This window comes from Tolypothrix sp. PCC 7712 (assembly GCF_025860405.1).
Lineage (GTDB): Bacteria > Cyanobacteriota > Cyanobacteriia > Cyanobacteriales > Nostocaceae > Aulosira > Aulosira diplosiphon.
Genome location: NZ_CP063785.1, coordinates 7,559,262 through 7,584,487, shown reverse-complemented (window position 1 = coordinate 7,584,487; position 25,226 = coordinate 7,559,262). Strand labels below are relative to the sequence as shown.

General features: G+C 40.2%; 18 protein-coding genes and 1 pseudogene. 9 read left to right on the top strand and 10 right to left on the bottom strand.

Annotated features, from left to right (window positions below):
* Positions 1-1,439 precede the first annotated feature (1,439 nt).
* Complete coding sequence (locus HGR01_RS30840) at positions 1,440-4,454, bottom strand: HEAT repeat domain-containing protein (RefSeq protein ID WP_045868421.1); 3,015 nt, start codon at positions 4,452-4,454, stop codon at positions 1,440-1,442.
* Between the two features lie 397 nt (positions 4,455-4,851).
* On the opposite strand from HGR01_RS30840, the gene HGR01_RS30835 reads away from it, so the two are divergent.
* From HGR01_RS30835 to HGR01_RS30820, 4 genes are all read left to right on the top strand, one after another.
* Positions 4,852-5,256 (top strand): alr0857 family protein, encoded by a 405-nt coding sequence (locus HGR01_RS30835; RefSeq protein ID WP_045868422.1) that lies wholly within the window; start codon positions 4,852-4,854, stop codon positions 5,254-5,256.
* Between the two features lie 383 nt (positions 5,257-5,639).
* Positions 5,640-7,067: a hypothetical protein gene (locus HGR01_RS30830; protein WP_096621879.1), complete on the top strand. Its 1,428-nt coding sequence runs from the start codon at positions 5,640-5,642 to the stop codon at positions 7,065-7,067.
* 45 nt (positions 7,068-7,112) lie between these two features.
* Complete coding sequence (locus tag HGR01_RS30825) at positions 7,113-7,493, top strand: hypothetical protein (RefSeq protein ID WP_155539009.1); 381 nt, start codon at positions 7,113-7,115, stop codon at positions 7,491-7,493.
* Between the two features lie 4 nt (positions 7,494-7,497).
* A complete protein-coding gene (locus tag HGR01_RS30820) occupies positions 7,498-8,676 on the top strand; it encodes an ARPP-2 domain-containing protein (RefSeq protein WP_045868425.1) in 1,179 nt (392 codons plus the stop codon).
* A 20-nt stretch (positions 8,677-8,696) separates the two neighbouring features.
* On the opposite strand, the gene HGR01_RS30815 is transcribed toward HGR01_RS30820, so the two are convergent.
* On the bottom strand, positions 8,697-8,936 hold the full coding sequence (locus tag HGR01_RS30815) for a hypothetical protein (protein ID WP_096621876.1): 240 nt from the start codon (positions 8,934-8,936) through the stop codon (positions 8,697-8,699).
* A gap of 583 nt (positions 8,937-9,519) precedes the next feature.
* Positions 9,520-10,533: a zinc-dependent alcohol dehydrogenase family protein gene (locus tag HGR01_RS30810; protein ID WP_045868427.1), complete on the bottom strand. Its 1,014-nt coding sequence runs from the start codon at positions 10,531-10,533 to the stop codon at positions 9,520-9,522.
* 84 nt (positions 10,534-10,617) lie between these two features.
* On the opposite strand from HGR01_RS30810, the gene HGR01_RS30805 reads away from it, so the two are divergent.
* Entirely contained in the window at positions 10,618-12,921 is a 2,304-nt protein-coding gene (locus tag HGR01_RS30805; protein ID WP_045868428.1) for a hypothetical protein, read from the top strand.
* 158 nt (positions 12,922-13,079) lie between these two features.
* Here the strand turns inward: HGR01_RS30805 and HGR01_RS30800 are convergent, their stop codons facing one another.
* The gene (locus HGR01_RS30800; RefSeq protein WP_096621873.1) at positions 13,080-15,698 is read right to left on the bottom strand and encodes an MASE1 domain-containing protein; all 2,619 of its coding nucleotides are present in this window, start codon (positions 15,696-15,698) and stop codon (positions 13,080-13,082) included.
* 189 nt (positions 15,699-15,887) lie between these two features.
* Positions 15,888-17,006 (bottom strand): ATP-binding protein, encoded by a 1,119-nt coding sequence (locus HGR01_RS30795; protein ID WP_045868431.1) that lies wholly within the window; start codon positions 17,004-17,006, stop codon positions 15,888-15,890.
* A 41-nt stretch (positions 17,007-17,047) separates the two neighbouring features.
* Between HGR01_RS30795 and HGR01_RS30790 the strand changes: the two genes are divergently transcribed.
* The 3 genes and pseudogenes from HGR01_RS30790 to HGR01_RS30780 form a co-directional block, all read left to right on the top strand.
* Positions 17,048-17,248 carry a hypothetical protein gene (locus HGR01_RS30790; protein ID WP_155539011.1) on the top strand — a complete coding sequence of 67 codons (201 nt, stop codon included), beginning with the start codon at positions 17,048-17,050 and terminating at the stop codon, positions 17,246-17,248.
* 144 nt (positions 17,249-17,392) lie between these two features.
* Positions 17,393-17,710, top strand: coding sequence for a cation-transporting P-type ATPase (locus tag HGR01_RS30785; RefSeq protein ID WP_045868433.1), 318 nt, complete (start codon positions 17,393-17,395; stop codon positions 17,708-17,710).
* A pseudogene (locus tag HGR01_RS30780) lies at positions 17,683-18,309 on the top strand (cation transporting ATPase C-terminal domain-containing protein); the annotation flags it as partial. The gene HGR01_RS30785 and the pseudogene HGR01_RS30780, both read left to right, overlap by 28 nt.
* Before the next feature lie 91 nt (positions 18,310-18,400).
* Here HGR01_RS30780 and HGR01_RS30775 read toward each other — a convergent pair.
* Together HGR01_RS30775 and HGR01_RS30770 are read right to left on the bottom strand one after the other, a co-directional pair.
* Positions 18,401-19,327, bottom strand: coding sequence for a GUN4 domain-containing protein (locus HGR01_RS30775; RefSeq protein WP_052335072.1), 927 nt, complete (start codon positions 19,325-19,327; stop codon positions 18,401-18,403).
* An 18-nt stretch (positions 19,328-19,345) separates the two neighbouring features.
* Complete coding sequence (locus HGR01_RS30770) at positions 19,346-20,233, bottom strand: hypothetical protein (RefSeq protein WP_045868435.1); 888 nt, start codon at positions 20,231-20,233, stop codon at positions 19,346-19,348.
* Positions 20,234-20,454: 221 nt separating this feature from the next.
* Between HGR01_RS30770 and HGR01_RS30765 the strand changes: the two genes are divergently transcribed.
* The gene (locus tag HGR01_RS30765) at positions 20,455-21,384 is read left to right on the top strand and encodes a hypothetical protein (protein WP_045868436.1); all 930 of its coding nucleotides are present in this window, start codon (positions 20,455-20,457) and stop codon (positions 21,382-21,384) included.
* Between the two features lie 297 nt (positions 21,385-21,681).
* Here HGR01_RS30765 and ychF read toward each other — a convergent pair whose 3' ends face one another.
* From ychF to nifH, 3 genes are all read right to left on the bottom strand, one after another.
* Entirely contained in the window at positions 21,682-22,773 is a 1,092-nt protein-coding gene (gene ychF, locus HGR01_RS30760; protein WP_045868437.1) for a redox-regulated ATPase YchF, read from the bottom strand.
* A 39-nt stretch (positions 22,774-22,812) separates the two neighbouring features.
* Positions 22,813-23,010 (bottom strand): hypothetical protein, encoded by a 198-nt coding sequence (locus tag HGR01_RS30755; protein ID WP_045868438.1) that lies wholly within the window; start codon positions 23,008-23,010, stop codon positions 22,813-22,815.
* Between the two features lie 317 nt (positions 23,011-23,327).
* Positions 23,328-24,221: a nitrogenase iron protein gene (gene nifH / locus HGR01_RS30750; RefSeq protein WP_045868439.1), complete on the bottom strand. Its 894-nt coding sequence runs from the start codon at positions 24,219-24,221 to the stop codon at positions 23,328-23,330.
* Positions 24,222-25,226 lie beyond the last annotated feature (1,005 nt).

Here is a 25,226-nt window from a genome sequence, read left to right as displayed (position 1 = left end):
AAGTTTTATTTAACTATTTAGGCATATATCTAGAAAAAGATGTATGTGCGATCGCCTAGTATTTACATAAGTTAATGTTAGTAAATCAGCCCGCGCGCAGTTAAACTATCATCAGATGCTGAGATACGTTTAAATAGATAAAAACATAACTCAGCAAGCTTTTCTATTTTTCACAGCGCAGTTCGTAATTGCATTCTTCCGCCTCTAGCTTGAAAGTGCTGAGTTCTGAGCACAAATCCCAGCCTCGACTTTCATGGATGGTAGTGAATTTTTTTCATTGGGGCTGCTTCCAATACTTGTCGGTTAAGGGCAAAAGGGGAAGGGGAAAAGGGGCAAGAAAACACCTTCAACCCTTACCCTTTAACCTTTTACCCAACCAAATTCTGAGTTGAAAATCCTTAACCTAGCAGTATTGGGGCTGCTTCCTCTAGTCCCCTGGCTTGCCAAAGTGATTGATTATTTTTATTCGCAAGAATCTTATGTTTCATCCTTAAAAAAAAGGCAGGATAACCTGCCCGTAGAATGAGTCTAAAAATCTATCTTCATTCAAGATAGCACTTGCCGTTGACAATGCTATGACAACACTGTGTCATCAATATGGTTAGTTTGTAAGTAATTATATTGTATTACCTAAGTATAATTAACCAAAAAATGATGAAGTGAGAGTGGGTAAAAGCTCCATAAATGTTGGCTCAACAAGATAATGGAACGCAGTAACGGCGAACCAGTAGGTATGCTCTGTTGATTTACGCCGTGCTGTACTATGAGCTATAAAAGAGAAATTTTCGTATTTGTTTTAGGGGGTTTTACCATAGATAAATGCCTGGAAATCTGTCAATTGCTGACTTCTGGCTATTTGAAATTTTCGCCTGATGAATGCGGTAATTGATAGTATTTTTCTCCTGTGATGGAGATGCTATGAGCAGGATTGCTTTCCAGCTTTATTAGTACTTTATACTTCGGCTTTGAATTGACAAAAATTTAACTTATTATATTAATTTAAATAATTTTTACCATAGATAAATTATTGGTAAGGGCTTGTGCTGGCTACACATCTGTCACATATTTTTAAAATTGGTTTAGAGTTTTGATTGTATTTTTTGTGAAGTCTGCACTGCTAAAACATCGGCAAAGATATCCAGCCTACAAGAATTGGAGACTTCTAATTATATAAATATCCTATCGTTTTTGAGGCTGGGGAAGCTGTAGAAGTAAAAATTAAAAAGATAACCCCCATAAATTTATTTAGGGGATTTAATAAGGATAAATTATACCAAATTAAATAATGTTTGCAATACATCAATAATATTCTAGAGGGCAAGGCACTGCCGTGCCCCTACAATTTGTTGGATTTTTATTCAAATTAGTATTAAGTTTTGGAAGTTTTGTAGATCATTTGCAATATAGGAAATGAATATAATTTAGCTAATTAGTTAATGTTAAAGATGCCAGATTCGATAAAATTCTAAATAATCCATATTTTCTGCACAGTGCCACAGAAGTTTAAAAGAGTTACGATATCTTTCCCATTCATCATCTAAAACTTGATAGCAGTTAGAATTTTTTAAAGCTGCTATTATTTGTGGTAACTGTTCATTGAGAACTATTTCTTTTAAGTTGTCGGCTGCACGTTTATGCAGTGATATACTTGCTGTTGATTCCATCAATTGTAATAGAGTGGTAAACGCAATTGGATTACCTGGATTGAGTTGCGCTAATTTATAAGCCCGTCTTCTTTGAGTATCTTCATCTTCAGAGGCGGCGATACCGCGAATTAATTCAGAAATTTTGGAGTTGATAGAGAAATAATTTGATGTGGCTGATTTTTGTTTTCTCTTGTTTCTTCTATGCTGATGAAATGTTGAAGTTGGAGAAACTGTAACGGATTTAGGTAACTCATCACCTTGAAGCATAGCTAAATTTTCTAAAGCTTGCCGGCTTTGAGAGGAATCAATTGCAGATGCAGCGATTTCTTTAAGTGTAGAAATGGCAATGGAATTTTGAGAATCAATTTTACCTAAACTATAGGCAGCTTTACGACGAGTAGATTCATTTTTGCTAGTGGCGATAATTTCTACTAAAGCGGCGATCGCAATTTGATTACCAGCATCAACTCTGGCTAAACTATAGGCTACTTGCCAGCGCACTGTATCATAACGCATAGTTTTGACGAGTGCTTCTAATTTAGCGATCGCAATTTTGTTACCTGGATCGAAAATTTTACCCAAGCTGTAAGCCGCATTCCAGATTACAAAGTCGTTTTGGCTGGAGGAGATGTAGTTTTCTAAAGCTGCGATCGCTTTTGGGCGATCGGTTTTTAATAAAGCCACCCGCGCACATTCTACAATTGGGGCTGGGTACCTCCACGGCTTTTCGTCTTGGAAGTCGCCATAACCAAAACGCCACGTTACCAACTGCTGCACAATTTCATCAGCTTTTTGACAATCTGCAAATTCAGCAATTCCTTGGGCGGCGACAAAATAAGCTTGATAACCATAGTAGCCACCGCAGTTATCATTGAACTCAATTAATGCTTGGATAAATTCTTCCTTGTGTGTTTGCGGAATGTCATCTCTACCCAGCCATAGCAAAATGACTTCGCGCCACTGGGGTGCAAATATGCGGTAGCTGGGGGATGTAGACGCGATAGCGGCTTCCTGTAGGGTGGGGGAATTGTTGAGATTTAATGTGTGATTTAGGAAAAAATGCCAATCTGTAACGGCTTGGGCGGCAAAATATTCTTGAAAGGTGGGATGGTAAAAAGCATAAACTTTTTCGCCCTGAGTTTCGGAGATACCTACTTGATTGAGCCAACCTAACTGTAATGCTAATTGAAATAAGCCATCATCAGACGCGCCGAGAACCTGTGAAACGAAGCGATGTCTGAGGCGAAACTTAGTTTTTTCTTGGGAAATAGCTAATAATGCTAATTCTCCTAACGCCCGATTTAACTGCTGTCGCTGGGTGGAAGTTGTGGGAAAACGATCCTGTTTCCATTCGTAGATTGACTCTACAAACTGTTCGTACAACATCGCTTTGGTAGTTGCTAATCTTCCCTGGGCTAATCCCCAGGTACGACATAATAAAGCTAACCTCAGAGGATTTTTTACCGCATCCTTAAGCCGTCGCCGTTCTGGTTGATTTAACTCTGCTTGTAAACTCTCACCACAAGCGGGATTATCTTGAAACCAATGCTGAATAAATTCTCCGACTTGGTTTGATGCAGATTTGGAACCGAAGGAAAATTCTGTGCCATAGCTAAAATTTAAGTTGCGATAGACTTTAAAAGCTTGCAGTGCATTTTTACCCCCATCCCAAACATTCAGCCGACAAGTCAAAATTATCTTGGCATCTGCAACCCAACCTGTCAAAAAACTCGCAATTTTCGTTAAAGCTTGGCTAGAGTCCAAAGCCATTTCATCCACTGCATCTAAGAGTAACCAAACTCGCCCTTGGTTAAACTGTTCGCAGAATGCTTCTTCAACTTCCTCCGAGACACGTAATTTGCGAAACGCAGTAGGTAGCCAATCTTGAATTAAGTATTGTTCTAAAGTTTTTCCTTGCAAATCTGCTAAAGAAACCCAGACAGGTAAATCTTTAGTATTATCTACAATCCATGCGGCAATTTTTTGCAACAATGTAGTTTTTCCCGCCCCTGGTTCTCCTAAAATGGCGATGCGCTGGTTATCTTGCACCCCTAATAATTGTTGAATAAATTCATCAGGGTTAAAAGTCTGAGTCATTTCCGAATCTTCAGGTTCATATAACCGCGAACCATCTTGCGGCGTGACATCGCCACCTTGACGCAGACGTTGTTTGCGTTCCACTAAACCTAGGGGAACATAAACCTGATTTAATTCAAAACTCACACCATCAGCACTTGTGAGAGGATTGGTAGTCAACCGTTGGTGATTTTGCGCCGTTAAAGCATCACGACAAAGTTGCTTCCAGTCAGGAGAAAAAGCAGGGGAGCAGGGAGCAGGGCGCAGAGGGGAAGGGCTTTCTCCTTTTTCTTCTTCCCTTGTTACTTGCTTCGACTTCTCCGGGCGGCGACTTTCCCAGTGGATATCAAATTTTTGTAAATTGGCTGTTATGTCTTGGCGATCGCACCATAAATTGAGAGTAAAGTGCCAAGTTTCTGAACCGCTACGAGATGGGCGATTATCTTCGAGAATTTCTAAGAAATCTGTAAACCGTTTTAAGGCTTCTTTAATTTGTTCGGCGTTTAATTGTCCTTCACCTGCTGCCAAACTTGTTAATGTTTGTAAAAATCTTACTTTCGTTCTGACAACTAGGCGATTCTCAGATAGCCAACGAGTTTGGATTTGGGGACGCAGAGCATCCAAACCAGCTTCATCACTACAGTCTAGGGCATCATTAGCATAAGCTAATAATACCTCTAACAAGCGGCGCGATCGCTTTTTTGCTTCTGGGCCATAACTCGCTCTTGCCATCGCTGTAGTTGTAGAACTGGACAACGTTCGGGAATTATCCAAGTTTAACAACTTCCGCGCTGGGTATTTAGTTAGTAAGGGGAAAGGGGAAGGGGGAAACGGTAAAGGGGGAAAGGGGAAAATAAAAGTAAATTCCCTACCCAATCCCCAGTCCCCAATCCCTAAAATTCTTTAATTTTGAATTTTGAATTTTGAATTTTGAATTGATTTGTCCCCAATCCCCAGATACGCGACAAAGTTCGGGGATTCCCCTAGCTTTTCAACTTCCCCTAGCAGACTCAGCCTTGTTCTATAAGCATTTCCAGCTTTTAAGGCTATATTGGCTTGGGGGAAATTCCCTCGCATATTCTTAAGACATAGATGAAGCACCTAAAAATTTAAATATCACTCAGCCAATATGTTAAAACTTACCTACACCGAAAACAGCTTTAGCTTAGAACATCTGGAAACCTCATTAGAAAATTGGGTAAATCAAAGAGTTACACTATCTTTGCATTCTGCAAATAATATTTACATTGAATCGAGTCAAGCAGCATTTTTACTTCCTTGTGATTTATCTAATCTGGAAGAGTTAGAGAAATTAAATCAAGCAAATATTTTAGAAATTTGTCCTTGTGATGCTGATGCTGTGGAAGTTGTTCTCAAAGGTACTTGGATAGCATCAAATCAAGAGAGTGAAGTAGGTATTTTTGTAACTTCACTGGAAAAATCCGCAGAATTATTACTTGAACAACTAGCGCAAACTAAACAATTTATGCCATTGTTAACTGTTGACAGTTCACAGTTAACAGTCAACAGTTAACAGTTAACACCTCAGTTTTTCAGTCTTGCTGTTCGCGGGACTTTGGTGCGACTTCCGAACCCGAACTTTGAATTCGTCCTAGCCAGTCGCGCCGCCTTTCCCCGGACAGCAACCTAAACAATTCAAAATTCAAAATTCAAAATTCAAAAATATTTAAATAGAATTATCTAATTTTTCAGTCTTGCTGTTCGCGGGACTTGAGTATGACTTCCGTTCCAACCTGTTAAGTTGATTGACCTAGTCATGCTAATCTTTCCCCGAACAGCACCATAATACAGCAGATTAGATTTTTATAAGGTACAGCAAGCAATTGAAAAAAGTAATGAGTAATAAGTAAATTTCCTACTCATTACTCATTACTCATTACTCATTACTCAATTTATATGGTTACTAATAATAACCGCGTTGAGCAGGTGGCGCGGGAAGATTTGGTGATGTTTATTAATGCTTGTCTGGCTTGTACGGGACAGCGGGAATTTTATGATGATGCTTATGGTCAAAGAGTATCAATTGACTTTTTACATGATTATATTTTGGGAAATTATCGCTTACTTTATGCTCGTTCTTTGGCGGCGGGGATTAATCATTTTAATCAGGCGCAGATTATTTTAAAATTGCTGGCGACGGGAAAGGATACGTTACCACAACATAAGGAAGAGGAGGGTGCGTTAATTGCTCATGCGCTCAATGCTTTACCGCCGCAACGGGCTTGGGGGGTGTTGCAGCAGTTGCGTCAACGACGAATTAACAACCGTCGGAGTCGCGCGATCGCACGGGATTATTTACAACAGCGACGCGATTTAAGTTTCCATGCTGTGAAGTATCGTCCCAAGGTAAGAGCGATCGCATCTCACGCACATTTGAAACTTCAGGGTGAATTGGGTACTTTTCTGTTCCGTAATTGGAAACAAAAGGTGTACGAAACTGAATTATTCGAGAAGTTTCGGCAAGCACATTTTAGCGAACAGGCGATTTATGACTTACCTTTCACTGTGGCTGAGGGATTAGCTGCAAAGCACAAAGTTAAACGCGATGTATTTTTAACCAGAATTCAACAGCAAATGACTGTGGGTGAAAAGTTGCGTTTCCAAGGTGCGGCGGAACGGACTGAAAAGGTGGAAATTGACTTAGATTTGGGAAAATTACCCTTAACTAAGTTGGCGTTGTATATCTTATCTTTGCCATTGGAAACCAGAACAGAGCAAAGGGAGATTTTTCACCCAGCCTTAGAGCGATCGGCTCGTTCAGTGCTAAAAAAAGCACCATTGAAGCTGGGAAAAGTGGCAGCAGTTTTAGATTGTAGCTACTCTAGCTCAGGTTCTAGCGAAAAGCGTCGCCGTCCTTTGGGTGTAGCTGTTGCTACTCACTATTTATTGCAAGCCGCATCACAGGAATATCGGGCTTTTTGGACGATACCCGTAGAAGATGCTTTGCAAGTCCGCCCACATGGACAAACTGACTTAGCTACACCACTATTAGCCGCCTTGGGTTCTGGTGCAGACTTAGTTGTGATTGTCTCTGATGGTTGCGAAAACTATCCCCCCAAAGGTGCGGCGGAAGTGTTGCGGATATTTAGAGCTAAGTTAGATCCAAAAAGAAGAACTTCCATTATTCATTGCAATCCGGTGTTTAATTCTGAGGATTTCTCCTTGCGAAATCTCAGCGCCAGCATCCCGACAGTGGGATTGCGCGATGCAGAAGATTTACCAACCATGCTGGGATTTGCACGCTTCGCTGATGGTTCTGCACCTTTGTCAGAATTAGAAGCATATTTGGCTGAACGAGTGCAACAAATGTTGAAATGGGCATAGGGAATTGGGCATTGGGCATGGGGGATGGAGTTTCCCTCTGTTTTCATGAAGGTTGCAGTTTTGAAGGTGGGAGTTGCGGTTTTGATGTCGGAATTTGCGGTTTTTAGCTTGAACGTTGCACCTTTGAGGCTGAAGGTTGCGGGTTTGATGTCGGAATTTGCGGCTTTGAGCTTGAACGTTGCACCTTTGAGGCTGGAAGTTGCGGCTTTGAGCTTAAATGTTGCACCTTTGAGGCTGAAGATTGCGGCTTTTTTGTCTCACGCAAAGGCGCAAAGGCGCAAAGAAGAGGAGAGTAGGGTGTGTTGTCGCGTAGCGCAACGCACCACCCATCATCTCAAGTACTTTACCCTATACCATCACACCAGTTTTCCCCATTCCCTCTTCCCCTTTCCCCATTACCCCTTCCCCCTTCCCCTTTCCCTTTAATCTTATGGCTACCAAACAGAAATTATTAACAGATATATCCTTAAAAGGATTGGAAATTGCACCATCCCAAATACGCGGTGCAGTGCGGATTGTCCCTTTATTGCGTCGTCAGGTGCGCGGAGACTTTCGTTTAGTGCGGCGTGATTATCACGAAGACATAGCGGTGGTTTCTTTAGAAGGTAGAATCACAGAACCAGGGATGCAATATTACTCCTATATACCTCACGGCTTGGTGCTTTCTTGGAGTGATGACGGTAGCCCCATCGCCGCTTTTGGTGGACAGATGTTCAAGCCGGATGGGAAGCGTTTAAACTGTGGTTGTGCAAGTGTGCGGTTAATGCATCGCATGGCGAAGCGGGAAGCTAAGAATCAACTGCGATTGTTACCTCTGCATTTGGCTATGGAAGGTTTTCTGTCGCTGTTCTTTTCAGGGCCGGATATTGCTTGGAGCGAGTATTCTAAGTATGCTCTGTCTCATGGGCTGGGTTCACGCTATGAAATGTCCTTTAGTGGACGTTATATTGCGGGATTAGAAGATGCTTTGCGGGTATTTGAGATTCATCCGCGTCAGGTTGGGGTGTTGGTATTTGTGGCTGAGACTTTAGCATCGGCTTTTGTCGTTCCTACCCCAGAGGATTACCGAGCTTTGCACACCAGTTTACTAGAAGACTTCTACGGCGAGTTAATTTATGAATACAGCATGATGTTTGACAAGCCATTTCCGATGGATTTGTCTGTGGATGATACTAAAATTCACAACTTGGCAGATTTAAGAAATGCGATCGCGCAAATGCGATCAGATTGGGCTACTTTCCAAGGCTTCATGGCGGAAGGCTTGCTGCAACGTCCCCTAAATTCCCAGCGAGTGTATACAATGGGGCCGTTTGTACTGCAACGCTTTATCACTAGTCTGCTTCCCAAGGAAGAAAACCATATTGGCGAAGCCATTATTCGTGAAGATGGCGAACTAGAATATCTCAAAACTTACCGTCTTTCCGCCGCCCAAACCCGCCGTGTCTATTTACTCAGCCAGTTACACTTCTACAACTGGAACATAGATGCAACCGCCACAGCCTTAGGTAACACCCGCGAGGAATTTGTCACCCGCCTAGAAACCGCCGGCTTTGGTTACTTACTCAATCAACAAGTGCGAGACGCAGCTAGGAAAAAGCGGAAGAAATGAGGGTTGTCATTTGTCATTTGTCATTTGTCATTTGTCATTTGGTAATGGGTAATTGGAATCAGCAATTTCCCCCCTGCTTCCTGTTTCCCTTCCCCCTTCCCCCTTCCCCCTTTCTCCTTTACCCCTTCCCCAGTCCCCAATCCCCAGTCCCCAATCCCCAGTCCCTCACGCACAGAAGCAAGGCGTTCATATATATCGGGTGGTAAAGCCCCAAGTAGCTGATTTTCCGGCTGCATCAGAGGTTTATTTGTGATTAACATTAGCTATCTCCTCAATTCTATTGCCTAGAGAAAATCAACCGATAAGTAATAGAAAAATTAAGAACTTTTTTCTAATGTCATTTACTAAAAAGTGTTGCATACCCCTATTACTATAGATAATACCAATTCAAATAATGTTTGCGACACATTAATATATTCCAGAGGGCGCGGCACGCCGTGCCCCTACAATCTGTTGCATTCTTTTTTCCAATTGGTATTACTCAACAAAAAACCGAACAATAATTTTGGAGGGGGTTTGGGGGACGCAACCGTCACCCAATCGGGGGTTTGGGGGAGAATCCCCCAATTCTTCTGGCTTCTTTAATCAGTGATACCAAATCAAAAAATGTTCGCGACGCATCAATATATTCTAGAGGGCACGGCGTGCCCCTATCATCTGTCGTATTCTTTTTTCAAATTGGTATAAGCTTCCCAGATTTGAGAACTTAGAGCAAGTACTAAGGACACAAAAATTTTGTATCTTTATCAATAATCAATACTTTACTTATAGTGATATTAAATAACTGAGTACAAGCTTTGTGTACTCAATCATGTATTTTAAATTGCCTTGGCGAAGACTTGGTTAATCAAGCTCAATGACAACTTTGCCAAAGTGTGAAGCACTTTTAACATAACGGTAAGCTTCCTTAGCTTGGGTAAAAGGAAAAATTCGATCAATCACTGGCTGTAATTGCGAATCTTGTATTACCTGATTCATCGCCTCAAACATTTTGCGACTACCAACATAAATACCTTGCAGTGTTATGCTCTTGAAAAGTATGGGCATAGGGTCAATCTCATTTCCTCTCCCTGAGAGTACGCCAATTAAGCTGACACGTCCCCCAACCCTAACAGCTTGTAAAGATTTAGGTAATGTACCTGCACCACCTACTTCTACTACATGATCTACACCTATGCGATCGGTGATTGCATAGACTTGCTTTTCCCAATCTGGCGTTGTTTTATAGTTGATGGTTTGATCTGCGCCTAAAACTAAAGCCTGTGCTAACTTATGATCGCTGCTGGAACTGAGGATAACTTTCGCACCAAATATTTTGGCAAACTGCAGCGCAAAAATCGATACTCCACCTGTACCTAGTAATAATACAGTATTGCCTTCCGTAATATTGCCTTTAGTAACTAGGGCGTGCCAAGCTGTAACTGCGGCACAGGGTAAAGTTGCACCTTGAGCATAAGATATATGATTAGGTAATATTACTAAGCCATCTTGGTGTAGAACCACATATTCAGACAACATTCCATCGATACCACCGCCTAAGTCAGATTTCATTTTTTCTCTAGTTAAAGCGCCAGAAATCCAGTCTTGGAAGAAGATACCCGCGACGCGATCGCCTACTTTGACTCTGGTTACTCCTTCGCCAATGGCTACCACTTCTCCCGCACCGTCAGACATGGGAACCAGAGGATATTTCACCCCCGCACCATAAGCGCCTTCAGCGACTAGCAAGTCACGGTAATTTAAGGCTGTGGCTTTGATTTTAATTAGAACTTGTCCCGCACCTGGTTGGGGTTCGGGGCGATCGGTTAACTTCAGTGCATCAATCCCCGCATTACTTTGAAGTACGTAAGCTTTCATAAAATTCCTCCTAGAAAAAAATTATAAAAAAATTCAAACTGAGAAAATTTTGCGTAACTACTGCAAAAATACCTGTATATCAATATGACTGATTTAGTAAAAGGTAATAAGAAAATTCTCACTATGAATATTTCCTATCCTAAATTGGCGCTTCCTAAATTTTCATTTGCACTATTATTAAGCGCTGTCAGCCTTCCCTTTGCATCCCAAATATTAGCTCAAATGAAACAGCGTCGCGAACAGCAACAGCAAAACTTAGAAGCACGAATTAGTGCTCTGGAATATTTGATAGAAGAAGATATTACTGGAGAGCAGACTGAAGAAGTAATTTCAGAACTTCACCAAATTTTACAAACTACCCAGAAATTGGCTAATCCGGAGTTTACTTTATCCTTACTCAATAGAATTATCAATACTTACGATATTCAAGATTGGTTGTTAGGAAGATTAATTAACAGAGTGAAACCCCACCAGAAACAACAAGCAATAAAGTTATTGATGTTAGTGGTGCGGCTCATGCAGAGCGTAAACCAGGGTTACAATTTTGAAAAAACCGTAATTTTCACCAAGATTGCTAATTATAGCCAAAGAATTGGCGAACAAAAACTAGCTTTGGAATTGTTGACAACAGCATTAAAAACTAGCCAGCTAATTCCAGGCGCAGAATTTCAAGCTAAGGCACTATTACCCATAGCGCAAGCATATCTAGCTTTCAAACAAACTACGCAAGCAGAAGAAATTTTATCAAATACGCTGCAAATTGCTCGGCAAATTGAGTCTGAAGATCCAACGGCTCAAAGTATTCCCCTAGAGGCTATTGCTCTTACCTATATTAAACTAGGTAAAATTGATATCGCCTTAGAAATTGCGGCATCAATCTCTTACCTTTACTATCGCTCTCATGTAATTTCTGAGGTAGTGCGGTATTTCATCAAAACAAATCAATTAGCAGCAGCGCTAAAACTAGCCCAAAAGCTAGAAATATCAGAGATGAAAAGCGCGAGGCTGCGAGAAATTGCCCTGATATATGTTGATGAAGGAGAACAAGAATTAGCAAATCAGGTATTTGCTACAGCAGTGACAGCCTTTACTGCTGCAGAAGAAGAAGCTAAAGGCATTTTTATTCAATCCTATGCCAAAGCTGGGCAGTTGGATGCAGCTTATTTAGCAGTTTCACAGCTACAAAATTCAGAAGTATTAGCACTAACTTTAGGCATCATCGCTATTGAATACCTAAAATTTGGCAAGAGAGAAATTGCTGAGGAAATTATGCCTCAGATTATTCCCTTAATTCAAACTGTAGAAGCTGTCGAGCCAATGGGAAGCGTGCCCAGCATCTTATCCAATGCCCTAGAAACACAACAATATCAGCTGGCTTTTGACATAATTCTAAATGCGAACCATCCCAATTTTTTAAATAAGGCAAGTTGGATTTTACAAATTGGTAATGCAGCAATTCAAGCCGGAGAAATAGAAATCACATTAAAGTTTGCTCAGAGTTTAGAACCAAGCAATATTGAGCAACGCAATCAGTTATTGCAGAAAATAGCCTTAATCTATGCCCAAAATCAACAAATAGAAAATGCCCTGGCTTTAGTCCCACAAATCAATAATTCTGGGAGCTTACCCTATCAGATTGAAACTTTAGTATTAATTGCCACTGCTAACGGTAAAACTGAGTCAAGCGAGCAACTATTTACACAGGCGATCGCAGCTGCGAGAAAATTAACACCACAATCGCAGGTTTTGGCTTTAGCTATCATTGCGCGAGAATATTTGCACATTAACAATCAACAGCTAGCAGATGCGCTGTTAGCCGAAGCAATACAGTTAGCTAAAACCGAAAAAGATGTAGTTGTACGAGAGTCTAACTTGCTGAAAATAGAAGAATTGTTGATGACAGCCAAACAATATCTTGCGGCTTTGCAAGTTATGCAAGCTCATCCCACAGAAACACAAGATAATAAATTAAATGGCTTGGCTTTATCGCTGGTTGAAACTGGCTATGAACAAATTGATGTGGTTAATAAAATTTACCAACAAATCAAAACTCCAGAAATTAAAACTACAGGCTTAATCAACATCGCAGAAACCTACATCCACGCCCAAAAAATTCGTTTAGCCTCCGAAATACTTGACTTCGCCTTTGCAGCAGCTAAAACAATTCCTGGCCCCGAATCTCGTGTTTTAGAATTCGGCTCGCTCCCAGATGGTTCACCCAGTACCATTATTGAAGATGAGCAAGATAGAGGTAGTTCTTTAGAAAAAATAGCTCTGCTCAAAGCTTTAATTGGATACTATCAACAAGCTTTAAAAATTGCTCAAGTGCTGGAAGATAAAACGACTCGTGATAAGTTGATTAAAAAACTGGCTGAGTATAAAAGGTAATTGGGGTTTGTCATTTGTCATTTGTCATTTGTCATTTGTCATTTGTCATTTGTCATTTGGTAATGGGAATTGAAAATTTCTCCTCTGCTTCCTCATCTTCCTCATCTCCCTCATCCCCAATCCCCAGTCCCCAGTCCCCAGTCCCCAGTCCCCAGTCCCTAACTCCTCACTCCTAACTCTAAAAGTTCCGTGATTGCTGATAATAATTTACCTAATTCCACTGGTTTAGCTAAGTGCATTTGAAACCCAGCAGCCAGTGCTTGTTTTTGGTTCATTTCTCCAGCAAAAGCAGTCAGTGCGATCGCAGGGATTTTTCCTCCTTTTTCTGGTGGCATAGCGCGAATTAAACGTATTAGCATATAGCCATCTATTCCTGGCATTCCAATATCACTTAAAAGTAAATCGGGTGGTGATTGGGCAATTACTTCTAAAGCTTCTCCGGCTGAATTTACTGCTGTAACTGATGCTCCCAAATTTGCCAGCATAATTGTGAGAAATTCACCTGTATCTTTGTCATCATCTACTACTAAAATGCGTAGCCCTGATAAATTACTATAATTATGTGATTTTTCGCATTTCTTAGCTATTTTTGGTTGCTCAGGCATTAATGGTAAATTAATAGTAAATGTTGCCCCTTTGCCTTCTCCAAAGCTCTCTACATCAACCATTCCACCATGCAGTTCTGTGAGATTTTTCACAATCGCTAATCCCAAACCCAAGCCCCCAAATTCTCTGGTAATTGTGCCATCACCTTGGCGGAAATATTCAAATACATGGGGTAAAAACTCTCGGCTAATGCCTTTACCATTATCTTTAACTTGAATTACAGCATTTGTATTGATTTGTTCCAGCCTTACTTCTATTTCTCCTCCTGATGGTGTAAATTTTACGGCATTAGAAAGGAGGTTCCAGACAATTTGCTGTAGACGTGCGCCATCACCAGCCACTAGCCCTATGTTTTGCTGAAAAAATGTTTTAACTTGAATATTTTTAGCTTCTAATGCTAAATGCATTGTCTCCAAAGCCGATGTAATAGTATTAACTAAATTTACTGTCTGGATATTTAACACCATTTTCCCTTGTTGAATCCGGGAAACATCTAACAAGTCTTCAATTAATTGAATTTGTAACTTAGCATTGCGCTCAATAATTTCTAGCCCTTGTAGCAGCTTTTCTCCCTGATATTTGTACATTTTAATTAATGTTGCCCAACCTAAAATCGGGTTGAGGGGAGTACGTAATTCGTGAGAAAGTACAGCTAAAAATTCATCTTTGAGCCTGTTTGCTTTTTCCGCGTCAGCGCGTGCGGTTTGTTCTCTTGTAAGTAAATGTTCGCGTTCTACTTCTGCTTGTTTGCGCCTGGTGATATTTCTAAAAAAGATGCCCAAACCATCTTCTGATGGGTAAGCATGGGCTTCAAACCACTTCTGATCAGCTTCGCAAAAAGCCTCAAAATGTACAGGTATGCCCTCATTTAAAGCTCGACGATATTCCCATTCAAATGTTGTATTTTGAGCGCCAGGCCATTGTCGCCAAAAATTTTTACCCAAGAGTTTCTCTGAGCCTAAACCAGTAATTTTGACTGCTTGTTGATTAACATAAGTAATTTGCCAATCATGATTGACAGCAATAAATGCATCAGTCATGCTTTCGAGAATATTAGCTAAACGTTGACGCAGAGAATGTTCACGCTTGAGTAATGCATCTTTATCTCGATTCGATTCTTCCAGCCGCACATTAGTTTCTACCAGTGAATCATTTAGTTGAAGGAGTTTTTCTGTAAGCGCTGCACGGGCTTGATATTCACCTAGTCTGACTCTTTCCACAGCTAACGCTATTTGACTTTTTGCCCTTTCTGTAATTGCAGTTCCTACCAATAAGCTAACAGCACACTGCACGAATAAACTCAGTTTGTGAACATGTAAAACTTCTGGTGGTACCGGAAACTGGGCCATCAATATAGCATTCGGGTAGACAATGAGATAGCAAAATAAAGTTACCAGTACACAGAAAGTAGAGATTACCATTCCACTGGTAACACCAAAGCGACTTGCTGCCCATAAAACAGGAACAAAGCTTAAAAATGAGAGTTGTTGGAACTTAAAGCTGGTTTGGTGAGTTTGAGTAACAGTGAGAATGGCGATCGCCACACACAATAAAATAATGATGCCAATTTCGAGGATGTAGCGCCGGGATTGCTGGGAGTGAAGCGCATTCAACATCGGATCTGAGGGTTCAGCATGGGTTAGCCATCCCCAAGATTGCAGGTATGGAGTTAGCACTAATAAAGCAGTAGGTGTAATAGCCATGATTCCTATAGCATTACCCAACCACCAATGAGGAATATTTTGAGCTAGGGTAGCCACCGACAGTTTTCCTACAGCTACCCAAGCGAAATTACCCACCACAGCTAAGATAGCAGAGGCGGCTATTGGTACAGTAAATGTAAAAATTGCTGCATCTTTGAGACTATTAAATTTCAGCGAACCTTGGTTAAAACGACGATAGAGTAACCAAGCAACCAAAGGTTCGATGACATCAACCAAACTAATTAGCTGTTCCCAACCATGCAAGCCCCAAAATCTTGACATCAATAAAGATGCCACCCCTGTGAGCAAGATACCATAGGGGCCGAACCAAAAAGTGAGCGCGATCGCCACACCTGATGGCGGAAACCATAAGGATATCCCTGGCTGAATTTGGTAGATGAGGGCCATTTTATGAGCCAACACTAAGGCTAATAACCCTACAAATGTCATTACAAGCCTTCTATACATAGGCTTAAGCCACAAATTTCGTGATTTTTATGAAAAAAGCGGGATAATCTAGAATCTTTAGATAAGAAGTTTTATATCTATAAAATATATATAAAAGAAAGAAAAATTTAAATCTATGGTGCTTGTTTAAAACCCCATAGCGAACAGTAGGAATTTTCCTTTCCCCTTTTATCTTGAATTTTTTACCTCTTATCTCAACCGTCGCTGTAACCATAAAGCCAGTAACGGTAAAGCCAGCCTATAACCCTGTTCTGCATTGTAGATCAAACCCTTGTGCTGTAGACCAGTTAAAGCACCTTGAAGGCTACCACCTCTTGAAAGTCCATGTTTTTGTATATATTCTTTACTTTGCGGTTTTTCTGTGGGATCTAAAGCTAAACATTCCAGCAAGTGTACCTGATTTGCTGGCAGTAGCATCAGTAAAGATTCAAAAATAATCGATAAATCTTTGAGCAATGCTTCAATAGCTTGCTGTACTTCTTCTTCAGTAATTAATCCGTCAGAACTGCACAAAGTTTGTAGGCGGCGAATTAATGCCATTGCATCGCCTATATGCCCCTGGACTGCATCGAGGAAAAGTTGTAATGCTTGAGAACGCGAATCAAATTTTAGTCCTTGAGTATGTAAAATTTCCCTCGCCCACACTGCCAAAACATCTTTAGCTAAGGGAGGTAACTGTACAGTTTCTATAGGGTAATCAGCCTCATCTGTTTGCTGGCTTGTCTCAGCAATAGTAGCAATGAGAACATAACTGACTTCAGATTGCGCCTTAATTTCTCCTCTAAATGTTGTTTCCCATAAATTATTTCTATCCCAAGAACGGATATGAGGAAAACTGTGCAAAATTAGCACTACCCGTTGCCGCAAATCCACAGCAATGATTTGTGGTAATGCTAGTAAAATTTCAAATGCTTGCCATAGCTGCTTTGGGTTGAGAGAAGGCAACAATTTGAGTTTACCTTCAGCATTACCAACAAAAAACTCATGAGCATTTTGAGCAACCCAGTCTTGGATTTTTTCAGGTTGCCAATTTTGGCTAATTGCTTCAGCTAACAATTGTATAAATCGCTGCCCATCGATAGCGCGGATACAATCTATTTCCAGCACGATCGCACCCACTTCTTGCGCTGCACCTCGTACCAAGGTACGTCTTCCACTCCCTGGTACGCCTGTAATTAGCAAATCACCATCCCGCGCCAGCACTTCTACTATTTGCTGAAATTCCGCCGAACGTCCAATTAATTGCAAAGGAGTAGACAAATCCAAAATGTACCCGCCTTCTAAGTTCCCACCTGTAACGCCCAGCATACTAAGTTGTGTTGGTAGTGGGCAAGCGTAGGGATTGGGGATTGGGGACTGGGGATTGGGGACTGGGGATTAGGGAGATGAGGGAGATGAGGGAGATGAGGGAGATGAGGGAGATGAGGGAGATGAGGGAGATGAGGGAGATGAGGGAGATGAGGGAGATGAGGGAGATGAGGGAGATGAGGGAGATGAGGGAGCAGGGGAGAATAGCCATTACTCATTACTCATTACCAAATGACAAATGACCAATGACCAATGACAAATGACAAATGACAAACAATAAATTGAAGCTAACTATGATTATTATCAAATTTCTCTAGTGTTTACATACATTTAAAACTAAATTTTCGTGCTATAAAATCTATGACACTTTAAAAAAGGAAATAGTTATGGCTCCAGCTGTATCTACCATCGCACCAGAAGATAAGCAGCTGACTGTTTGGCATGGCTTGGATATTTCGGATGCGATCGCGCGTTTGCAAAGTGATGCTGAATATGGGTTGAGTAAGGCTACAGCGCAACGGTTGTTGAATGAAGTCGGTGCAAATGAACTGGCGGCGAAGCCTGGTAAACCTTGGTGGTTAAAATTTTTGCTGCAATTTAACCAACCCTTACTAATTATTTTGTTGTGTGCGGGTTTGGTGAAGGCGGTAACTGGTAGTTTTGTCAACGCTGGGGTAAGGCGATTTGCTTTATTTTGCCTGTGAATGCTGGGGAATCAATGACAATTTTGATTAGTACATTATTAGCGAGAGACTTACCAATTTTATCCTTACAAGTTCTCTGGCTAAATATGCTCAATTCCATCACCATGACAGTAACCCTAGCCTTTGAACCCAAAGCGCAAAACGTCATGCAACAAGCACCGCGCCACCCCAACAAACCATTATTATCGGCTAGTCGGTTAAAGCGAATTTTGGTAATTTCTTTGTTTAACTGGATTGTGATATTTGGTGTATTTGAATATATCCGCCAAACCACAGGCGATTTAAATTTAGCGCGCACAATGGCAATTAAATCTTTGATTGCTGGGCGGATATTTTACCTATTGAGCATTAGCCAATTAATCCCCAATTTGATTGCTAAAATGGACGGCACCATTCAAGAGAATGTTGATATTCCTGCCATTGCCTTCGGGATTTTAGGGGCAATTATTTTGCAGATTATCTTTGCCCATGTGCCATTCATTAATTATGTATTTGAAACAGCGCCCTTAAGTTGGCAGCAGTGGTTATTCTGTTTAGGTGTCGGTTCACCGATGATTCTTTGGGCAGCAGTTGTAAATCGTTTCGATCCGCCCAATTAATAGTAGGGTGGGCATTGCCCACCTGATTTTTTATTTAATCAAAAAATGGGTTTCAAAAGGTTATTTAGTCGCATAAAATCTTGTTAGTAAATTAGTATCTTGGTAAGAAACGTTTTAGCCTGTGTGGAATTTCTCCAGGATTTCGATAACCTAAACCAAGTACCCTAATTGTGTATGGAAGATGTCCTTCTGGAGCATCAATACTAAATATCGCTTCTTCGTATTTACGCCATTCAGTGTTTACAAGATTTACCAACCAACCAACACGATGCCCAAAGAGTTTATAATCTTCGTTGGAATCTTGCCATATTTGTTTTTGCACACTAAAACCAAATCTGCCATTACTATACTTTAGCCAAAGGTTATTAATAATTCGTAAGTCATGGCGAGATAGCCTCTTAATGTCTCCATCGTCTAACCACTTTTCCTCTTCTCTATCGGAGATTCTAAGTAGATAAAGACAAGTTTCTTTATCTGCTTCTTGCCACTTGCTTTCTGCCAACAAATCTCGTAATTTACTATAGTTTATACCTGAATTAGAGGATACAAGAGTTGATTCGATTTCCAGTTGATCAACTTGCTTTTGCAAGCTTGATAATAGTTCTAAAATTTTATTTTGTGTCTCGCTTTCAGGGGGATTGTTAACTATACTAATAATTTGCGATGTTTGTTCTTTAAGGTGTGCAAATTCGTCTAAAATCAGCAAATTCAAGGTTGATTCAGGAGTTTTATCTATAATTTCTTGAATTTTATTCTGAGCATGAATAGCAACTTTTTCAGCTTCTATTGCAGTTTTTTCGGCAGATTCAAGCTTTTCTTTTGTCAGATGAAGCTCAGATTTCAATGAATATATTTCCGCTTGAAAAGACCTAACACTTGATTCCAAAGCTTTTACATTACCAGCTTTGATATTTTCTAACTCTTCTTGCAACTCTTCTTTTGCTCGTCTTAATTCTTCTATCGCCGTTTCGTAATACTCTAAAGGCGTTTTCCAGTTTGTTGGATCAGCTTGTTTCATAAACAACCTATAGTTAATTTATTTACCAGTCAAAAAGTTCTGTGATTGTTGACGCTCTAAAGCATAATTTTTAGTATGAGCATAATTTCTTTTTGTGTCTTCCCAAAACTCACAAAGTAAACCATATTTGAGCCAGTCTTCCATAGCTTGTCTTTTCAAGACTGGAGATTTTTTAACTAAAGCAGCCATTCTCGCTGCATTGAGTTGCAGTTGTCCATAAATATCTATTACTTTATCAATCGAAATGTTCTCATTTAAGTTGCTTAGTTCATAGCACTCAGTTAATTGATAAAGCTCAACATCAGACAACATAGGCCCAGGCTTCAGCCCTATTTTTAATCTCTGCCTACATTTATCAATCGGATTTGGTAAAGCATGAGCTAAATGTTTTCTTAATTCATTACGAATTAATTCTAATTTTTCATCCATATTTTCATTGATTTTATCAACCAGATAATCTATATCTTGGAATAATTTTTCTTCAACAATATTAACTTCTTTCAAAATATTTTCAGTTATTATGTCAGTTTGGCTCAATGCTCTCATTACAGTTAAAGAAATTTGATTAATTCTATTTTCTAAATAAACATCAACTTCACCAACAGTATCTCTTACATCTTGGAGAGCCGATTGACGTATATCATCAATTTCTTTGAGAGAATCCTTCACTTTGTGATCTGCATTATTTAGTAAAGACTCAATATCAGCTTTAGATTGAACTTCTAATTCCTCAACTTGTTTTATCCGTTCTTTAGATACATAGTCTAGTCTGTCAGCCAAGGGATTAAGTTTTCTATCAAATAAGTCGTTTATTTCTTTACTGCTTGATTTCACAAAATCTCGTGAGACTTTCTTTGCTGAACGCTCTAATTTTCTAACGAAACCACCAAATATCCATCCCAGCATTGTGCATCATCCTGAAGTGATTGTTTACTGGTATACAGTTTCAAAAATAACATTACAAAAAGAATGTGTCGAGTTAATAAATATCTCTAAATAATTAAGTATAATTTCGGTTGTTGTTGACAGTGAAGATTACTAAAAGTTACCTAATTATATGGCGTGATCGCCTGGATTTGATATGATGGGTCATCCGTTAACGCACTCTGTCTTAGCGATGCTCATCTATGCGTCTATCAGCAGTACTTAATATACCTCGGTTTCTGAAATTAATTATCAATTTAGTAGTCTTAGCAGCGCTGTTATTCATCTGTCAGCGAGTTTGGGCGCAAGAGTGGCTACCTGTGCGGGGTGGTATCCCTTTTGGTATCAGTGGAATCGCACTAATTCAGCAACAAAGTAATTCCCTAGATTTTCTGATTGTTCATGATAATAAAAAACCCGGACAAGGTCGTCTAGCAATTATTAATATTAAAGGTAAAAATCAACCAGAATATTTAGCTTTGAACTGGCCAAGTAAAGTATTACCAGAAGATTTAGAAGCTTTAACATCTATTCCGGGTACTAATAATACTTCATTTATCGCTCTAGCCAGTGCTGGTAAGGCTTATTATTTTAAATTAGATGTTGATAAAAAAACTATCTCAGTTATTCAAGAATTTAATTTACCAGCATTTCCAAAAGGCAGTAATTTTGAGGCTTTTTCTCTACAAGATATAGATGGTAAATTAATTGCGGTTTGGGCGCATCGGGGAGAAGCTGAACAACCTGCAACTATTTATTGGGGATTGCTGGATTTAACTAAATATCAAATTATTTTCGCAGGTTATAGCAATTTTATAGTTCCATTTCCATCTGGAAATGTTCGCCATGTTTCTGATATCAAAGTTGATTCGGCGGGAGTTGTCTTTATTAGCGCAGCCAGTGATGCTGGAGATGATGGGCCATTTCAATCGGCTGTATATGTTGCAGGTGCTTTGGGATATCGTAATAACAAATTAGTATTTAGACCAAACTCGCAACTTGTACCGCTTTATCGTACTAATTACCACAAAATTGAAGGGATAGAACTTGTCCCTGGTGCGAATGGCGGTGTAATTGTTGGTACTGATGATGAGAATTTTGGTTCTGCTGTGTATGTTGTTGGTGGAGAATAAAAACCGCCGATAAATCATCTGCGTTCATCGGCGGTTAAAATAATCCGTCTTGTAATTACGAATTACTTATACCAATTTAATCATGTGGAGTTGCACATATTTAGATCCCCCTAAATCCCCCTTAAAAAGGGGGACTTTGAGAGATTTTTTCCTGCTCCCCCCTTATTAAGGGGACTTTGAGCTATTTTTTCTGTATTCCTCTTATTAAGGGGACTTTGAGCTATTTTTTCCGGTTCCCCCCTTTTTTAAGGGGGGCTAGGGGGGATCAAATTCTATGCAGCTGCATAAAAATTGGTATTACACATTAAATCGGAACAACATCACATCGCCTTCTTTAACGATATATTCTTTACCTTCACTTCTCACTAAACCTTTTTCTTTCGCACCATTCATCGAACCAGTTGTTACTAAATCATCATAAGCAACGGTTTCGGCGCGAATAAATCCCCGTTCAAAATCGGAGTGAATTACACCTGCTGCTTGGGGTGCAGACATTCCGGCGTGAATTGTCCAAGCACGAGTTTCTTTAGGGCCGCTGGTGAAATATGTCCGTAAGCCTAACAGAGTGTAAGTAGCACGAATTAAAGATTTTAAACCGCCTTCTTCTACTCCTAAAGATGCTAAGAAATCAGCTTTATCTTCTTCAGGTAATTCTACTAGTTCAGCTTCTACTTGAGCAGAAACTATAACGACCTGGGCATTTTCTGGCGCTGCTATTTGCCGCACTTTCTCAACAAAATCATTGCCAGTTGCTAAGTCATCTTCAGAGACATTGGCGGCGTAAATAATTGGTTTATTCGTCAGCAGTCCTAGTCCTTTAATAATTTCGGCTTCTTCTTCAGTTAAACTAACTTGTCTGACTGATTTACCTTCATTTAAAGCCGCAGCTAATTTTTCTAGAACTGTGATTTCAAATTGTGCATCTTTGCTAGTCCGTGCTTGCTTGCGGGTGCGGTCAATGCGGCGTTCAATTTGTGCTAAATCTGATAAACCAAGCTCTAAATTAATGATTTCAATATCCCGTGCTGGGTCAACGGAACCAGCGACGTGAATGATATCATCATTTTCAAAACAACGCACCACATGAACAATTGCATCTACTTCCCGGATGTGAGAGAGAAATTGATTACCTAGTCCCTCACCTTGGCTTGCACCTTTTACCAAACCGGCAATATCCACAAACTCAATACGCGCTGGGATAATTTGTGCTGAACCGGATATGTTAGAGAGAACATTTAAGCGCTCATCCGGTACTGCAACAACGCCGACATTGGGTTCAATGGTGCAAAAGGGGAAGTTAGCGGCTTCGGCTTTGGCGTTAGCAACTACAGCATTAAATAAAGTAGATTTTCCGACGTTGGGTAGTCCGACAATTCCGGCTCGTAGCATTTTAGATTTTAGATTTTGGCTTACATTACCAAGGATAATTTAAACCGGTTCAGGAATTGTTTGGGGAATTGGTTCGGGAACTGTTTGCGGAATTGGCGCTGGTACAGGTTCGGGAACTGGCCCCGGTATAGGTTGGGGAATGGTTGGCCCTGGTGAAGGTTCAGGACTGGGTAAGGGATTGGGGACTGGATTGGGAATTCCGGGTTCGGGTATAGAAATAGCTTGAGGTTGAATCATGAAAAGTCTCAATTAATTTATTCGACTTTCCCAAGCTAAATGACAATATCAGGTACTGACATCTTCCAAAATAGCTAAGTCAGCGTCATCAAAAGTAATTAATACCGCTACGCAGTTTGACGCTGATGCGTTACGCTATCGCTAACGCATCCTACGTGAACTACGCGGAATTCAAAATTAATACTGTGTAAACAACGTAAAAACGGTAACTTTATCGTTTCACTGATAGTCACCGTTGTTAAATAGTCTATGTATGCAACCAGTATAAAGCTGACAAAATTAAGGAAGGGTGAGAAATAACCCACCCTAGACATTATTTACTTTGCAGTGCTTTCAGCTGGCGCACCAATTAATTTTGCAGCATTTTCTTCGCTTTCGAGAATACCAAATTCAATCAACAATTCTTCTAGTTCTTCCATTTCAATTGGTGTAGGAATTTGAAGATTCTGGTTGTTGATGATCTTCGTAGCTAATGCGCGGTATTCGTTAGATTGGTTGCTATCTGGTGCGTATTCGTTAACAGTCATCCGACGCAATTCTGCGTGTTGAACAATATTGTCGCGAGGTACGAAGTGAATCATTTGGGTGTTCAACCGTTTTGCCAAGGTTTCGATGAGTTCGTGTTCCCGGTCAGTTTTACGGCTGTTACAAATCAAACCACCTAAACGCACACCACCGGAGTGAGCATATTTCAAAATACCACGAGCAATGTTGTTAGCGGCGTACATCGCCATCATTTCACCAGAGGTAACGATGTAGATTTCTTGTGCTTTGTTTTCACGGATAGGCATAGCAAAACCACCGCAAACAACGTCGCCTAATACGTCGTAAGATACGAAGTCAACATCTTGGTAAGCACCGTTTTCTTCCAAGAAGTTAATGGCGGTAATAATACCACGACCAGCACAACCTACGCCGGGTTCTGGGCCGCCTGACTCTACGCACTTAACACCACGGAAGCCAGTCAGCATGACTTCTTCAAGTTCGAGGTCTTCTACTGCACCACGTTCAGCAGCCAAGTGAAGAACGGTGGTTTGTGCTTTAGAGTGCAACATCAAACGAGTTGAGTCTGCTTTAGGGTCGCAACCTACAATTAGGATGCGTTGTCCCATTTCTGCCATTGCTGCCAGAGTGTTTTGAGAGGTAGTAGACTTACCAATACCGCCTTTACCGTAGAAAGCTATTTGTCTGATTTTGCTATCGATAGACATGGTGGGTTTTTTCCTAGAATTAATGGGTCGATGGGAGTGAAAGGCTAACTGAGACTAAACCCTTGGTAGTTGCATATAGTTTTTGCCAAGCAACACACCAGGCAAATAATAGTAAAAGGTTGCATAGACGAAGATTTGATTTGTGTTTAAGGACGATTACAAAGATGCTCTTGCGAGTTAGCGATAGATATATTTGTGAGGATTTTCTATCAGGAAAACCTGGACATGAGCATTCTAGATTGTTGTAACTAAACCGTCATCACTGGTTCAGACATTAAGAGTTTTGAGATTAGCAATTTCAACCTTTGCAGGATTTTTGTCCTGCACCCAACCCACCAAAATTGCAGTTTACTTTTAATGTTTGTTACAAATTCTCTATGTTGCTTATGCCATAATTGCCTGATTTTATATCCTAAAATAACGAGCGATCGCTTTTTAGCATTTCTTGCAATTATTCCTAAAAAATCACTTCATGCTATTGCTACTAATGCAGGAAAATAATTCCCCAATTACAGGGTAAGTTTCTGCATTAATAACCTTTAACACTATGGTTTAGGCAGTATATTGGTGAATTTTGACAATTTAGTTAAATTCCTAAATTTATTGGAACGGTATCTACTCTGCTGGGAGTTTTAATTTTCCCAGTAAGCAAATCTGAGAACATAATTTCCCAAGTTAAGTAACCATTCTAAATTCTTTGGGATTGCCAGGATATACCTAGAGTCTTTCTCCCTAGACTCTAAGAGGAATTGGTGCTGGCTGTTTAACTAACTAGTATAGCCAAGCGTTACTTGGCTATTACCTAAGCAAGCTATGATTGACTTCAAGCCATTACTAAGGTAATTATCTTGATGTTCTGGCTATGATGAGCGTTACTAAAAAACATAACGACATTGAAGCGGACTTACCAGAGCAAAAGGACTTTATCGAGTTACCTCAATATTGTCTTGAAGTCTTTTTGCATTCTTACTTTTTGATTCCTGTTTTTAGATTAGCACGGATTTA